Annotated in this window: 12 protein-coding genes; 10 read left to right on the top strand and 2 right to left on the bottom strand. The window is 72.9% G+C overall.

What is annotated here, in order from left to right; all coding sequences use genetic code 11:
• Window positions 1-122: 122 nt before the first annotated feature.
• The 3 genes from AB0L25_RS17310 to AB0L25_RS17320 are packed head-to-tail and all read left to right on the top strand — an operon-like array spanning window position 123 to window position 7,839.
• Window positions 123-2,186 (top strand): alpha-L-rhamnosidase-related protein, encoded by a 2,064-nt coding sequence (locus AB0L25_RS17310; RefSeq protein WP_500173109.1) that lies wholly within the window; start codon window positions 123-125, stop codon window positions 2,184-2,186.
• The gene (locus AB0L25_RS17315) at window positions 2,183-4,702 is read left to right on the top strand and encodes a glycoside hydrolase family 127 protein (RefSeq protein WP_500173111.1); all 2,520 of its coding nucleotides are present in this window, start codon (window positions 2,183-2,185) and stop codon (window positions 4,700-4,702) included. The genes AB0L25_RS17310 and AB0L25_RS17315 overlap by 4 nt, the downstream gene beginning before the upstream one ends.
• Before the next feature lie 8 nt (window positions 4,703-4,710).
• Entirely contained in the window at window positions 4,711-7,839 is a 3,129-nt protein-coding gene (locus AB0L25_RS17320; RefSeq protein WP_500173114.1) for a family 78 glycoside hydrolase catalytic domain, read from the top strand.
• A gap of 56 nt (window positions 7,840-7,895) precedes the next feature.
• On the opposite strand, the gene AB0L25_RS17325 is transcribed toward AB0L25_RS17320, so the two are convergent.
• Window positions 7,896-8,246 carry a DUF1801 domain-containing protein gene (locus tag AB0L25_RS17325; protein ID WP_500173116.1) on the bottom strand — a complete coding sequence of 117 codons (351 nt, stop codon included), beginning with the start codon at window positions 8,244-8,246 and terminating at the stop codon, window positions 7,896-7,898.
• A 95-nt stretch (window positions 8,247-8,341) separates the two neighbouring features.
• Between AB0L25_RS17325 and AB0L25_RS17330 the strand changes: the two genes are divergently transcribed.
• From AB0L25_RS17330 to AB0L25_RS17340, 3 genes are all read left to right on the top strand, one after another.
• Window positions 8,342-8,785 (top strand): MarR family winged helix-turn-helix transcriptional regulator, encoded by a 444-nt coding sequence (locus AB0L25_RS17330; RefSeq protein ID WP_500173118.1) that lies wholly within the window; start codon window positions 8,342-8,344, stop codon window positions 8,783-8,785.
• 25 nt (window positions 8,786-8,810) lie between these two features.
• Entirely contained in the window at window positions 8,811-9,215 is a 405-nt protein-coding gene (locus AB0L25_RS17335; RefSeq protein ID WP_500173119.1) for a zinc-binding dehydrogenase, read from the top strand.
• A gap of 169 nt (window positions 9,216-9,384) precedes the next feature.
• Window positions 9,385-10,179 carry an aldo/keto reductase gene (locus AB0L25_RS17340; RefSeq protein WP_500173293.1) on the top strand — a complete coding sequence of 265 codons (795 nt, stop codon included), beginning with the start codon at window positions 9,385-9,387 and terminating at the stop codon, window positions 10,177-10,179.
• On the opposite strand, the gene AB0L25_RS17345 is transcribed toward AB0L25_RS17340, so the two are convergent.
• Window positions 10,180-10,629: a hypothetical protein gene (locus AB0L25_RS17345; protein ID WP_500173121.1), complete on the bottom strand. Its 450-nt coding sequence runs from the start codon at window positions 10,627-10,629 to the stop codon at window positions 10,180-10,182.
• 137 nt (window positions 10,630-10,766) lie between these two features.
• Here AB0L25_RS17345 and AB0L25_RS17350 point away from each other — a divergent pair, with 137 nt between their 5' ends.
• From AB0L25_RS17350 to AB0L25_RS17365, 4 genes are all read left to right on the top strand, one after another.
• Window positions 10,767-11,357, top strand: a complete 591-nt coding sequence (locus AB0L25_RS17350) for a hypothetical protein (protein ID WP_500173123.1) — start codon at window positions 10,767-10,769, stop codon at window positions 11,355-11,357.
• An 81-nt stretch (window positions 11,358-11,438) separates the two neighbouring features.
• Window positions 11,439-11,657, top strand: coding sequence for a hypothetical protein (locus AB0L25_RS17355; RefSeq protein ID WP_500173125.1), 219 nt, complete (start codon window positions 11,439-11,441; stop codon window positions 11,655-11,657).
• A 101-nt stretch (window positions 11,658-11,758) separates the two neighbouring features.
• A complete protein-coding gene (locus tag AB0L25_RS17360) occupies window positions 11,759-12,829 on the top strand; it encodes a LacI family DNA-binding transcriptional regulator (protein ID WP_500173127.1) in 1,071 nt (356 codons plus the stop codon).
• On the top strand, window positions 12,826-14,337 hold the full coding sequence (locus tag AB0L25_RS17365) for a sugar ABC transporter ATP-binding protein (protein WP_500173129.1): 1,512 nt from the start codon (window positions 12,826-12,828) through the stop codon (window positions 14,335-14,337). The genes AB0L25_RS17360 and AB0L25_RS17365 overlap by 4 nt, the downstream gene beginning before the upstream one ends.
• Window positions 14,338-14,344 lie beyond the last annotated feature (7 nt).

Below are 14,344 nucleotides of genomic sequence, written 5' to 3' on the forward strand. Positions count from 1 at the left end.
ACCGCACCGAGGACTTCGTCGACGCCGGCCCGTACGACGTGATCCTCGACCTGATCGGTGCCAAGTACCTGGCCCGGAACGTGGCCGGCCGTCCTGCTCAAGACCGGAATAGCGAGGAATCCATGCACTCCAGCGTATCCAGGCGCCGCCGCGGGGCGGCCGCCCTCGCCCTCGGGCTGTCCGCCCTGGTGGCGGCCCAGGGAACCGCCCTGGCCGACCCCGGCCGCGGCAACGGAAACGGAAACGGCAACGGGTACGGCGCCCGCCCCTGGGAGAAGTACATCCTGTCGCCGTCGTCCCGGACGGTCCGCCCGGTGTCGGTGTTCCGCACGACCGGGACCGTGCACGACGCCGCGGCCGTCCTCAAGGGCCGCCGGACGACGCTCAGCGGCGCGGGCTCGTCGATCACGCTCGACTTCGGCAAGGAGGTCGGCGGCCTCACCAGCCTGCACTTCGCCGGGTCGGACGGCGCGCAGCAGGTCGGCGTCGCGTTCGCCGAGTCGTCGGTGTACGTCGACACGACGAGCGACGCGTCCACGGGCGGCCCGCGCTCCCGCGACGGCGCCCTCTCCGTCGACGTGGACGGCCGCACGTCCTACACCACGCCCGACCAGCACCTGCGGGGCGGCTTCCGGTACCTGACGATCTTCCTGAAGACCGCGGGGACGGTCGAGCTCGACAAGGTGTCCCTGCACTTCACCGCGGCCCCCAAGATGGAGGACCCGGCGGAGTACGCGAACTACTTCTACTCGTCCGACGACCTGCTCAACCGGATCTGGTACGCCGGGGCGTACACCGTCCAGCTCAACACGATCTCGCCGAAGCGCGGCCGGATCTGGGAGCCGCCCGCGGAGCTGTGGGACAACAGCGGCACCGTCGGCGTCGGCGACACGATCCTCGTGGACGGCGCCAAGCGCGACCGGACGGTCTGGCCGGGCGACCTCGGCATCGAGGTGCCCGCCGCCTACGCCGCGTTCGACGACACCGAGTCGGCCGAGAACGCCCTCACCACCGTGTACCAGCACCAGCGCGACACCGGCGAGCTGCCCTACGCCGGTCCCGAGCTGGACAAGTACGGCTCGGACACCTACCACCTGTGGACCCTCGCCGCCACGTGGGACCACTACCTGCACACCGGCGACCGGCGCTGGCTGTCGACGGTCTGGGACGACTACACCGAGGCCGTCGACTTCATCTCCGGCAAGATCCAGGACAAGGGCCTCGTCTACATCACCGGGACGAGCGACTCCGTCCGGATCCTCGCCAAGGGCGAGAACCTCCTCGCGAACGTGCTGATGTGGCGCGTCCTCGACACCGGCTCCAAGATGGCCGAGGCGCAGGGCGACCGCGGCCTGGCCCGCTCGTACGCCGAGCGCGCCGGCGCGATCCGCGAGGCGATCGACGCGCACCTGTGGGACGAGGAGGCCGGGGCGTACCGGTTCTACCCCGACTCCGCCATCCACCCGCAGGCGGGCAACTCCGTCGCGGTCTGGTACGGCCTCGCGGGCGACGCCAAGGCGCGGCGCATCAGCGAGAAGCTGAAGGGCAACTGGACGTCGATCTCCTCGACCGCGCCCGAGAACAAGGGCAACCCGGGCGTGTTCTCGGGATCGATGGAGGTCAACGCCCACTTCAACGCGGGGAGCCGCGCCGCCGACCAGGCGGGCGTCGACATCATCCGCCGCCAGTGGGGCTACATGCTGAACCACCCGGAGGGCACCAAGAGCACCTTCTGGGAGTCGTTCCGCAACGCCGAGGACGGCTGCGTGTTCTGCAGCTCCTACGTGTCCCTCGCGCACGCCTGGGCGACCGGCCCGACGCCCGCGCTCACCTTCAACGTCCTCGGCCTGAAGCCGACCGGCGTCGGCGGGCGCTCGTTCGACTTCGTCCCGCACACCGCCGACCTGACGTTCGCGAAGGGCAGCATCACGACGACGCTCGGGCAGGTCGAGGCGTCCTGGAACGTGTCGAAGCACGGCGTGTTCACCGCCCGCCTGGACGCCCCGCACCGGGCGACCGGACGCGTCGGCGTGCCGACGTTCGGCGAGCGCGTCGAGGTCCGGGTGGACGGCCGCCTGGTGTGGGACGGCCGCCGGGCGCACGCCCGCGGCGTCTCGTCCGACGGCGCCTACGTGTACGTCGAGGGCCTGCGCGGTGACCACCACATCCGGAGCAAGCGGGCATGACGGCCGCTCCGTTCACCCGCCGTGCCTTCATCGGCACGGCGGGTGCCACCGCCACCGCGCTCGCGCTCCCGGCGGCGCCCCCGGCGCTCGCCGGCACCGCCCCCGGGCGCCCGGCGGGCGGGGCCCTGGCGCCCTTCCCGCTGTCCGACGTCGCGCTGCTCGACGGCCCGTTCCGCGCGAACATGGCGCGGACCTGCGCCTACCTGAAGTTCGTCGACGCCGACCGGCTGCTGCACACGTTCCGGACGAACGCCGGGCTGCCGTCGTCGGCCGAGCCGTGCGGCGGGTGGGAGGCGCCGGACGTCCTGCTGCGCGGGCACTCGACGGGCCACCTGCTGTCCGGCCTCGCGCAGGCCCACGCGAACACCGGCGACGACGCGTTCGCCGCCAAGGGCCGGTACATCGTCGCCGAGCTGGCGAAATGCCAGGCGGCGGCCGCGGCGGCCGGGTTCACCGCCGGCTACCTGTCGGCGTTCCCCGAGTCGGTGTTCGCGGACCTGGAGTCCGGCGGGAAACCGTGGGCGCCCTACTACACGATCCACAAGATCATGGCGGGGCTGCTCGACCAGTACACGCTGAGCGGGAACCGGCAGGCGCTCGACGTCGTGACCGGCATGGCGGCGTGGGCGGAGGCGCGCAACGGCAAGCTCTCCCACGAGGAGATGCAGGAGATCCTGCGGGTCGAGTTCGGCGGCATGAACGAGGTGCTGGCCGCCCTCCACCAGGTGACCGGCGACCCCGCGCATCTGCGGACGGCCCGCCGGTTCGACCACGAGGAGATCTACGGCCCGCTCGCCGAGCGCCGCGACGCCCTCGACGGGTACCACGCCAACACCCAGATCCCGAAGATCGTCGGCGCGATGCGCGAGTACGAGGCGACCGGCGACGCCCGCTACCGCGACATCGCGGCGTTCTTCTGGGACACGGTCGTCCACCACCACACGTACGTGATCGGCGGCAACAGCAACAACGAGATGTTCTGCCCGCCGGACCAGATCGCGTCCCGGCTCGGCTCGGACACCTGCGAGAACTGCAACAGCTACAACATGCTGAAGCTGTCGCGGCTGCTGTTCCTGCACGACCCGGACGAGTCCGCGTACATGGACTACTACGAGTGGACCCTGCTGAACCAGATGCTGGGCCAGCAGGACCCCGAGTCCGAGCACGGGTTCGTCACGTACTACGCGGGCCTGTGGCCGGGCTCGCAGCGCGAGCCGAAGGGCGGCCTCGGCGCGGCGCCCGGCAGCTACAGCGGCGACTACGACAACTTCTCCTGCGACCACGGCACCGCCATGGAGACGCACACGAAGTTCGCCGACAGCATCTACTTCCACACGAAGGACGAGCTGTACGTCAACCTGTTCATCCCGTCCGAGCTGACGTGGCGGGAGCGCGGCATCGGGCTCAGGCAGGAGACCGGGTACCCGTACGCCGAACGGACCCGCCTCACCGTGACGCGCGGCTCGTCCCGCTTCGCCCTCAAGCTCCGCATCCCGGGGTGGCTGGGCGCCCGGGGCGGGCACCCGCGCGTCCGGGTGAACGGGCGGGCGGTGCCGGTGCGCGTCCGTCCGGGCCGCTACGCCGAGATCGAGCGGCACTGGCGGCGCGGCGACGTCGTGGAGCTGTCGACGCCGATGGCCCCGGTGTGGCGCAAGACCCCCGACAACCCGAACGTGCAGGCCGTCACCGTCGGCCCGGTCGTCCTGGCCGGACGGTACGGGGACCGGGCGCTCGCCACCTTCCCGGCCATCGACCCGCGGTCGCTGCGCCCCGACCGCCGCCGGCCGCTGCACTACACCGCCCGGGCCGACGGCGCCGACGTCGAGCTGAAGCCGTTCGCGGACGTCCAGCACGAGCGCTACACCGTCTACTGGCTGACGCCGGCGCACCGGCACCGGCCGGGGCTGCTGGCGCACTTCCCGCTGCGCGGCCGCGGCCTCGCCGACGCCGCGGGCCGCTGGCCGGACGCGAAGCTCGCCGCCGGGGCGTCCTGGGCGGAGGACGGCGATTCCGTCGTCCTCGACGGCCAGGGCGGGCACGTGCTGCTCCCGCCCGGGCTGCTCGGCGGCCTGGACGAGCTGACGGTCGTGCTCCGGGTCCGGCTCGACTCGCTCGTGAACAACGTGCGGGTCTTCGACCTCGGCTTCAACCGCGAGACGTACTTCGCGGTGACCGCCCGCACCGGTGCGGGCCGGGCGCGGTTCGGGATGCGCGTCACCGGCATGGAGGGCGAGGACGTCGCTGACGCCCCGTCCGCCCTGCCCACCGGCGCGTGGACGCACGTCGCCGTCACGGCCGGGAACGGCTCGGCCGTCCTGTACATCGACGGGGCCGAGGCCGGGCGCAACGACGGCCTCGTCATGAGCCCCCTCGCGCTCGGCGCGACCACCGCCAACTACCTCGGCGACCAGCAGGACACCCGCCGCCCCCACCTGCACGGCGCGGTGTCCGATTTCCGCCTCTACGACCACGCCCTCACGGCGGCCGAGATCTCGGCCCTGGCCGACACCCCGTAGGAGACCCCTTGCCCAAGAAGAAGATGCGCGGGCTCGCCGCGGCGGCGATCACCGTCGCGCTCCCGCTGACGCTCGTCTCCGCGCCCGCGCACGCCGCGGGCGGCGTCCGTCCCGTCGGGCTGGAGGCGTTCCACCTGAACGAGGCCCTGGGGATCGACGACACCACCCCGCCGCTCACCTGGCAGCTCCGCGGCGGACGGAACGTCACCCAGAGCGCGTACCAGATCCAGGCCGCCACCAGCGAGCGGTCGCTGCACCGCGGGCGTCCCGACCTGTGGGACTCCGGCCGCGTGGAGTCGGCGTTCCCGCAGGCCGACTACGCCGGGAAGAAGGTCGGCAGCCGCACCCGCGTGTACTGGCGGGTCCGCGTCTGGACGGACGGGCGCCCGTCCGGCTGGTCGTCGCCGTCCTGGTTCGAGACCGGCCTGACCGCGCAGAGCGACTGGCAGGGCCGCTGGATCACCCAGGAGGACTGGCAGATCAAGGACAAGCAGCCCGCCCCGATCGTGGTGGAGCTGCCGGACACCACCGCCCAGTTCGTCCGGCTGAACGTGACGGAGCTGGGTCTGCCGCTGGAGGAGACCCTCGACGGCGACACCTACCGGCTGGCGCTCGCCGAACTCGAGGTCCGCGACTCCGGCGACCCGGACACGAACCTCGCGAAGGGACGCACCGTGACGCCGTCCGACAAGGGCGGCAACGTCAACCGCAAGTGGGACGCGCGGCACCTCACCGACGGCACCCGCACCACGAACCAGGAGAAGGCGGGCTGGCGCAGCTCCGCGCACGGCGACGCGGACCTGTCGGACGAGCCGCTGACGCTGACCGTCGACCTGCGCGAGGCGAAGGAGTTCGACCAGGTCGTCCTGTGGCCGCGCACCGACCTGCCCGGCGAGGGCGGCAAGGCGCCGCACACGCCCGCCGACTTCACGGTCGGCACGGCCGACGCCGCCGACGGGCCCTTCACCGCCCGCACGGAGGTCGCGGACCGGGAGCCGCCGCCGGCGATCGTGCCGGAGGCCATGCCGATCTTCGCGAAGGACTTCCGGCTGCCCGGCGGCGTCCGCGACGCCCGCCTCTACATCGCCGGCCTCGGCGTCTACGAGGCGCGGCTGAACGGCCGCCGCATCGGCGACGCCGAACTCGAACCGGCCAACACCGACTTCGCCGACCGCGTCCAGTACGCGACCTACGACGTGACGAAGCTGCTGCGCTCCGGCGGCAACACCCTCGGCGTCGAGCTGGGCAACGGCATCGCCAACGTGATCTCCACGCCGGACCGGTACCGCAAGTTCGCCGACACCTTCAGCGACCCGAAGATGACGGCGCAGCTCGAGGTGACCCTCCGCGACGGGTCCGTGCGGCGCATCGTCAGCGACGGGAGCTGGAAGACCGTCCTCGGGCCCGTCACCTTCTCCAACTGGTACGGCGGCGAGGACCACGACGCCCGCCGCGAGCGTCCCGGCTGGGACCGCCCCGGCGCCTCCCGCGACGGCTGGGAGGACGCCGTCCCCGTGGCGGCGCCCGGCCCGCCGGCCGGCCGGATGTCCGAGCCGGTCCGCGTCATCGACGAGCTGCGGGGCCGCGAGGTCGGCTCCGGCGACGGCTACAAGGTGTTCGACGTCGGCCGCAACATCGCCGGCCGCCCGGAGATCACGATCGACGCGCCCGCCGGGACGTCCGTGCGGATCCTGCCCGCCGAGAGCCTCAAGGACGGGCGCGTCAACCAGTCGATCAGCAACGTGGGCGCGCCGATCTGGGACGAGTACACGACCCGGTCGTCCCGTCCGGAGACCTGGCACCCGCGGTTCTCCTACCACGGGTTCCGCTACCTGGAGGTCCAGGGACTGCCCGAGGGCGCGTCGATCCGCGTCAACGGGCAGGTGCTGCACGCCGACAACGACTCGGCCGGCTCGTTCAGCTCGTCCAACGACCTGATCAACGGCATCCATGGGCTGGTCCGCCGCGCCGTCGAGGGCAACATGATGAGCGTGTTCACCGACTGCCCGAGCCGCGAGAAGCTCGGCTGGCTGGAGCAGGACCACCTCGTCGGCCCGACCCTCGCCGCGAACTACGACGTCCACGCGCATCTGCGCAAGGTCGTCCAGGACATGGCGGACGCCCAGACCGAGACGGGCCTCATCCCCTCGACCGTCCCGGACTACACCGTCCTGGCGGGCTCGTACCGGGACGACTCGAACTGGGGCGGCGCGTTCGTCCACGTGCCGTGGCAGCTGTACCAGGAGTACGGCGACGTCGAGACGATGCGGACGTACTACCCGCAGATGAAGCGGTACGCCGCGCACATCGAGGGCCGCGTCGAGAACGGGCTGACCGACTACACGCTCGGCGACTGGTTCAGCCCCGACCGCACGTTCCCCAAGGTCGTCTCGGGCACGTTCGGCTGGTGGAGCCTCAACAACACCCTCGCCAAGATCGCCGAGACGCTCGGGAAGCCGGACGAGGCCGCCGCGTTCCGGGCCAAGGCCGACCTCAGCGCCAAGGCCCTGTCGGACGAGCTGTACGACCCGGCGACCGGGACGTTCGGCGGCGGCGGGCACGGCGCGGAGGCGATCGCGCTCGACATGGGCGCCGTCCCGGACGACCAGCGGCAGCGGCTGCTCGACCACCTGATCGCGTCCATCGAGGACAAGGGCTGGAACCTCGTCCTCGGCGAGATCTCGCTGCCCTCCGCGCTGCGCGTGCTGCCCGACGACGTCCTCTACAAGATCGCCACCCAGACCGACAGCCCGAGCTACGGGTACCAGGTCGTGCACGGCAACACCGCGCTCGGCGAGACCTGGGACGGCGGCAGCGGCCAGTCGCAGAACCACTTCATGCTCGGCGCGATCGACGCCTGGTTCACCGGCCACCTGGCCGGGATCCGGCAGGCCGACGGTTCGGCGGGCTACCGGAAGCTGCTGATCGCGCCGTCCGTCGTCGGTGACCTGACCGGCGCGTCCGCGACGCGGCAGACGCCCTACGGCGAGGTCCGCTCGTCGTGGCGGCTGGACGACGGCCGCGTCACCTTGAAGGTGACCGTGCCGGCGGGCAGCACCGCCGAGGTGCGCGTCCCCGGCCGCGACGCGCCGGTGACCGTCGGCTCCGGCGAGCACACCTTCCGCGGCACGGTCTGACCGGCCTCCGGAACCGCACTCGAAACCGCCCCCGGGCCGTGCCCGGGGGCGGTTTCTCATGCGCGGTCGAGCGCGACGGCCTGGGCGATGTAGCCGCGCAGGGCCGTCTCGTCGAGGTCGGCCCCCGGCTTGATCTTGACGTGCCGGGTCCGCTTCCCGACGCCCTGCAGCAGGCCGTGCGGGTCGTCGAACTCCGCGCCGCGCTCGAAGGCGAAGGTCAGGTGCGTCTTGCTCGGGCTGATCACGGCGAGGATCTTCGTCCCCCGCCAGGCCGGGGAGCCGTAGGTGAGGCACTCCGCGGCGTCCGGCGCGGCGTCGGCCATCAGGGCGCGCAGGGCGGCGACGGTGTCGTGATGCTTCGGGTCGAGCTTGGTGTCGATGTAGACGTCCACGTCCGTGCTGCTCATGGGCCCGGTCCCTTCGGGGAGGTGCGTTGCGGTATGCCACCACGATATAATCAAGAACGTTGATGGTCAAGGATCGTGACTAAATTGGGGAGAAGATGGGCGAGGAGCAGGGAGGACCCGACTTGGGCATGCTCGCCGGGCAGCTGATGCGCGCGCTGCAGGACGAACTGTTCGAGCGGCTCGCCGAGCAGGGGCACCCCGACGTGCGCCCGCGGCACGGGAGCGTCCTGGCCTTCCTCGGCCGGGACGGCGCCCGCGCGACCGAGCTCGCCGCGCGCACCGGCCAGCACAAGCAGATCGTCGGCACGATCGTGGACGAGCTCGCCGCGCTCGGCTACGTCCGCCGCGAACCCGACCCGGACGACCGCCGCGCCAAGCGCGTCGTCCCCACCGACCGCGGCCGCGACGAGGTCGCCAAGGCCCGCGCGATCCTCGCCGACATGGAGCGCCGCCACGCCGAGAACCTCGGCGCCGAGCGCTACGCCGCCTTCAAGGACGCGTTCCAGGAGGTCGTCCGCGCGCAGCGCGAGCGCACTTGACCTCGAGCATGCTCGAGGTCCCAGGATGGTCCGCGTCACGAAAGATCGACGAGGGGGTCCTGATGAGGGTCGTGCGCGTGGAACGGTTCGGCGGGCCGGAGGTCCTGGTGCCGGCGGCGCGATCGGCCGCGCGGCGTTCGACGTGACCGCGGCGGGCGGCCGGTTCTCCGTGCACGGCGCGGCCGGGGGAGCCCCCACCGAGATCACGCCGGACGAGGCGGCCCGCCGCGGCGTCACCGTCATCGGCCTGGAGCAGCTCATGGAGCTGCGGGCGGGCGGCCGGGAACGGGCGGAGCGCGCCCTGGCCGAGGCCGCCGCCGGGCGGCCGGCGCCGGTCGTCGGCCGCACGTTCCCGCTCGAGCGCGCCGCCGAGGCGCACGCCGCGATCGAGGCGCGCGCGGTCGTCGGCAAGACGCTGCTGACCGCCTGAGGTCGGCCGAGCGGTCGCGGGGCGCGGATAGGATCACAATTTCGACCATCGTGGGCGTCGTGCCCGATTCGGACGCCGTCCACCGGGCACGAACGCCACCGCACGTGCACGCCAGAGGGGGGACGGAACCGTGACCGTACCGAACGTGGACCTCATCGACGGCCGCGCCATGCCGCAGCTGGGCTTCGGGGTCTTCCAGGTGCCCGACGACGAGGCCGAGCAGGCCGTGACGACGGCGCTGGAGAACGGCTACCGCAGCATCGACACGGCCGCCGTCTACCGGAACGAGCGCGGCACCGGACGGGCGCTGCGCGCGGCGGACGTCCCGCGCGAGGAGCTGTTCGTCACCACCAAGCTGTGGAACAGCGACCAGGGGCGCGACAATACGCTCCGGGCGTTCGAGGCCAGCATGGAGCGCCTCGGCCTCGACTACATCGACCTGTACCTGATCCACTGGCCGATGCCGCAGCACGGCAGGTACCTGGAGACGTGGCGCGCGTTCGAGGAGCTGCAGCGGGACGGACGGGTCCGCTCGATCGGCGTCTCGAACTTCACCGTCGAGACGCTGCGGCACGTCCTGGAGGAGACCGACGTCGTCCCGGCGGTCAACCAGATCGAGCTGCACCCCTACCTGCAGCAGGCGGGCCTGCGCGCCTTCCACGCCGAGCACGGCGTCCGCACCGAGGCGTGGTCGCCGCTCGGGCAGGGGCAGGGCCTGCTGGACGACCCGGCGCTCGCCGAGATCGGCCGCGCGCACGGCCGCACCCCCGCGCAGGTCGCGCTGCGGTGGAGCCTGCAGCTCGGCAACGTCGTCATCCCGAAGTCGGTGACGCCGTCCCGCATCGCCGAGAACATCGACGTCTTCGGCTTCGAGCTGACCGAGGACGACATGAAGCGGATCGGCGAGATGGACCAGGGCACCCGCGTCGGTCCCGACCCGGCCACCTTCGACGGCGGGGCCTGATCAGCCGATCGCCAGCCGGGCCCGGTACTCCGCGGCGGGCACCCCGCCCTGCCGCGCCGCGGGGGCCAGGCCCAGCAGGCGCACCGTGCGCCCGCCGGCCGCCGTCGCGGTGGCGAACCGGCGGTTGGTGTGCAGCTCCCGCGCGACCGGCGACGCCCCCGCGGCGGTGATCTCGACGGTCACCGTCGCGTCGCCCTCCCAGGCGCAGTCCACCTCTTGAGGGCACCGGCTGTCCTCCGGGACCCCGGTGAAGCGGACCGCGAACCCGTCGGCGGTCCGCGCCGCGCCCCCGGGCGCGAGCGTGAACTCCTCCCCGGCCCGCACCGTCCGGCCGCCGTCCCCGCCGGGTGCCGGACCGTCCGGTGGGGTCGCGTTCGCGGCGCCGCAGCCCGCCGCCCCCGCCACCGCCGCGCCGAGCAGCGCGCCCGCGATCAGCCGCCGCAACGCCATGGGACCCCTCCTCCGAGCGACGGACCGGACACCCTTCCGACGCACTCCCTACCCGTCCGGTTCCGGTAACACGCCGTCCGTCCCGGGCAGAACTCTCCGGCTCTTTCCCGCATCCAACCTCCCGATCGGAGGTGCGGATGAGGTACGCGGGCGCCGTGGTGGGCGTGCTGTTGGTGGCGGCGGCGATCTTCGGCATGGAGAATCCGTACCGCTGGCTCGGAATGGGCGGCCTCGGGCTGCTCTGGGCGGGCCTGCTGGTGGCCGGGCTCCTCGTGCTCGGCGTGGTCGTCGCGAGGACGAGGCTTCCCGGGCCGTCCTGGCTTCCGATGGCGGGCGCCTACGTTTTCGCCGCGCTCGCCGTCACCGTCACGTGCCTCGTCGCCTTCGTCTCCCTGATCGATTTCGGCGGCACCGGAAGCACCCGGGTCGTGGACGTGTCCGCGGACGGCGAGTTCCGGCTCGTGATGCACGACACGTCCAACATGATCGACCCGGTGGTGGCCCTGTACGTGGAGAGCGACGACGGGTTCTTCGCCAAGCGCGCGTTCCTGGGCTGCCGCAACTCCGATTCCGGGGTCGGCTGGATCGACTCCGCCCGCTTCGGCGGCCCGGACACCGTCATCGTCGAGGCCGAACGCCGGTGGACGCTGACCTTCGACCCGGACGACGTCCGCGCGATCGACACGCTGTCGGACGACATCTGCCTGCCCGGCCTCTACACGGGCTGACCGTCCCCCGCCGGGGGAGCCGGGCGCGCCCGGGCCACCGCGCCGTGAATGCGGAGAGTCAGTGATCGTAACGTTCTGTATATGGAGGACGTGCGTGCGAGCTGGGTGGGGCCCGACGGGCTGCAGGTGACGGCGGTGCGGTTGTCGGGGGCGCACCGCGTGTGGGCGGAGTTCATGGGCGTGCGGGGCGACAGCGCCCTGCTGGCGACCAGGGGCGGCGCCCTCGTGGGGCGGGGCTATTACCGGACGGTCGAGGAGCTCTCGGACGTCGTCGATCTCGCGGAGCTGTACCTCCGGTGACGCGCGGGCGAACTCGGGCTTGCCAGGAATGCGGCCGGTCGTGTAAACGTTTACAAGCACAGCTTTGAAAACGATTACACGTAGATGCGCGGGGAGGCGGGATGGCCGGCGTCAAGGACGTCGCACGCCGTGCGGGCGTGTCGGTCGCGACGGTCTCGCGGGTGCTCAACGACAGCGCCCGGGTGACGGCGGAGACGCGCGCGCGGGTGCTGGCGGCCGTCGAGGAGCTGGGCTACCGGCCCAACGCCGTCGCCCGCTCGCTGCGCACCGACACGACCCGGACGATCGGCCTGGTCATCGGGGACATCCTCAACCCCTTCTTCACCGAGCTGGCCCGCGCGGTCGAGGACGAGGCGCGCGGCGCCGGGTACTCGGTGGTGATCGGCAACGCCGACGAGCGGGCCGAACGCCAGGACCACTACGTCCGCACCCTCCTGGAGCAGCGGGTGGACGGCCTGCTGCTGTGCCCGACGGCCGAGGTCACGCCGCTGGTGCGCGACGTCGTCCGCGACGGCGGCCCGCTGGTGTTCCTCGACCGGACGCTCCCGGGCCTGGACGTCCCGACCGTGCGGGCGGACGGGACGGCCGCCATCGGCGAACTGGTCGCGCACCTGGCGGCGCTCGGCCGCCGCCGGATCGCGTTCGTGTCCGGACCGGCGCTGCTGTCGACCGGCCGGGAGCGCACGGAGGCGTTCACCGCCGCGCTGCGCGCGTGCGGGCTGCCCGTCCGCCCCGACTACGTGCAGGCCGGCGACTTCCAGGCGGCCAGCGGGCGGGCGGGCGCCGCGCGGCTGCTCGACCTGCCCGAACCCCCCGACGCGATCTTCGCGGGGGACAACCTGATGGCCCTCGGCGCGCTGGACGAGATCCGCGCGCGGGGCCTCGCGATCCCGGGGGACGTCGCGCTGGCGTCCTACGACGACGTCCCCTGGTTCACCCATCTCGACCCGCCGATCACCGCGATCGGCCAGCCGGTGCAGGAGCTCGGCCGCCGCGCGGTCCGGGCGCTGCTGGACCGCATCGACGGCCGCCCGGTGGAGCCGGTGGTGCTGGACGCGCGGCTGGTGGTGCGCCGCTCCTGCGGCGAGCCCGCCGACCCCGCCGGCCCCGGCGCACCGGATGAACGGCACGAACAGGGATCCGACGAGACCGAAGGGAGGCGCCCGCGATGAGCAGTGCAGACGACGGTGAGATCCTGCGCGTCCGGGGCCTGCGCAAGACGTTCCCCGGCGTGGTGGCGCTGGACGGCGTGGACTTCGCGCTGCGCCCCGGCGAGGTCCACGTGCTGCTCGGCGAGAACGGCGCCGGGAAGAGCACGCTGATCAAGACGCTGTCCGGCGCGCACCGCCCCGACGAGGGGACGATCGAGGTGGACGGCGAGCCCGTGCGGATCCGCTCCGCGCAGGACGCCGAGGACCTCGGCATCGCGACGATCTACCAAGAGTTCAACCTCGTCCCCGAGCTGTCGGTCGCCGAGAACCTGTTCCTGGGCCGGCCGCCGCGCCGGTTCGGGCTGGTCGACCGGCGCGCGATGAACGCCGCCGCCCGCGACCTGCTGGCGCGGGTGGGCGTCGCCGCGGAACCGTCCGACCGGATGGCGGGCCTCGGCATCGCCCGCAGCCAGATGGTGGAGATCGCGAAGGCGCTGGGCCAGAACGCCCGGGTGCTGATCATGGACGAGCCGACGGCCGTCCTCACCACCGGCGAGGTCGACCGGCTGTTCGAGATCGTCGCCCGGCTCCGCGACGAGGGCGTGGCGATCATCTTCATCACGCACCACCTCGAGGAGATCCCCCGGATCGGCGACCGCGTGACGGTCCTGCGGGACGGCCGCTCGGTCGCCGAGGTGCCCGCCGACACCCCCGAGGACGAGCTCGTACGGCTGATGGTCGGCCGCCCGATCGACGCGCAGTACCCGCGCGAGCGCACCGAGCCGGGCCCGGCCCTGCTCGAGGTCCGCGGCCTGACCCGCGCGGGCGTCTTCCGGGACGTCTCGTTCGAGGTCCGCGCGGGCGAGGTCGTCGGGCTCGCCGGGCTGGTCGGCGCGGGCCGCACCGAGGTCGCCCGCGCGGTCTTCGGCGCGGACCGCCCGGACGGCGGCGAGGTGCGGGTGGACGGCCGCGCGCTGCCGCCCGGCGACGTGCAGGCCGCGATGAAGGCGGGGCTCGGGCTCGTCCCCGAGGACCGCAAGGGGCAGGGGCTCGTCCTCGGCGCCGACGTGCAGGAGAACCTCGGCCTGGTCACGCTGGGCCGCGCCAGCCGCGGCGGCGTCGTCGACCGGGCCGGGCAGCGGCGCGGCGCGGGCGAGATCGCGGGCCGGCTGAACGTGCGGATGAGCGGGCTCGCCCAGGAGGTCCGCACCCTGTCGGGCGGCAACCAGCAGAAGGTCGTGATCGGCAAGTGGCTGCTGGCCGACGCGAAGGTCCTGATCCTGGACGAGCCGACGCGCGGCATCGACGTCGGCGCGAAGGTCGAGATCTACCGGTTGATCAACGACCTCACCGCCTCCGGGCACGCGGTGCTGATGATCTCCAGCGATCTGCCCGAGGTGCTGGGGATGAGCGACCGGATCCTCGTGATGGCGCGGGGCGGGATCGCCGGCGAGCTGCCGGCGGGCGAGGCGACCCAGGACGCGGTCATGGCGCTGGCCGTATCGGGCCAGGACGACGCGGCGGAATGAACATGTC

It is taken from the genome of Spirillospora sp. NPDC052242 (assembly GCF_040679555.1).
Taxonomy (GTDB): domain Bacteria; phylum Actinomycetota; class Actinomycetes; order Streptosporangiales; family Streptosporangiaceae; genus Spirillospora.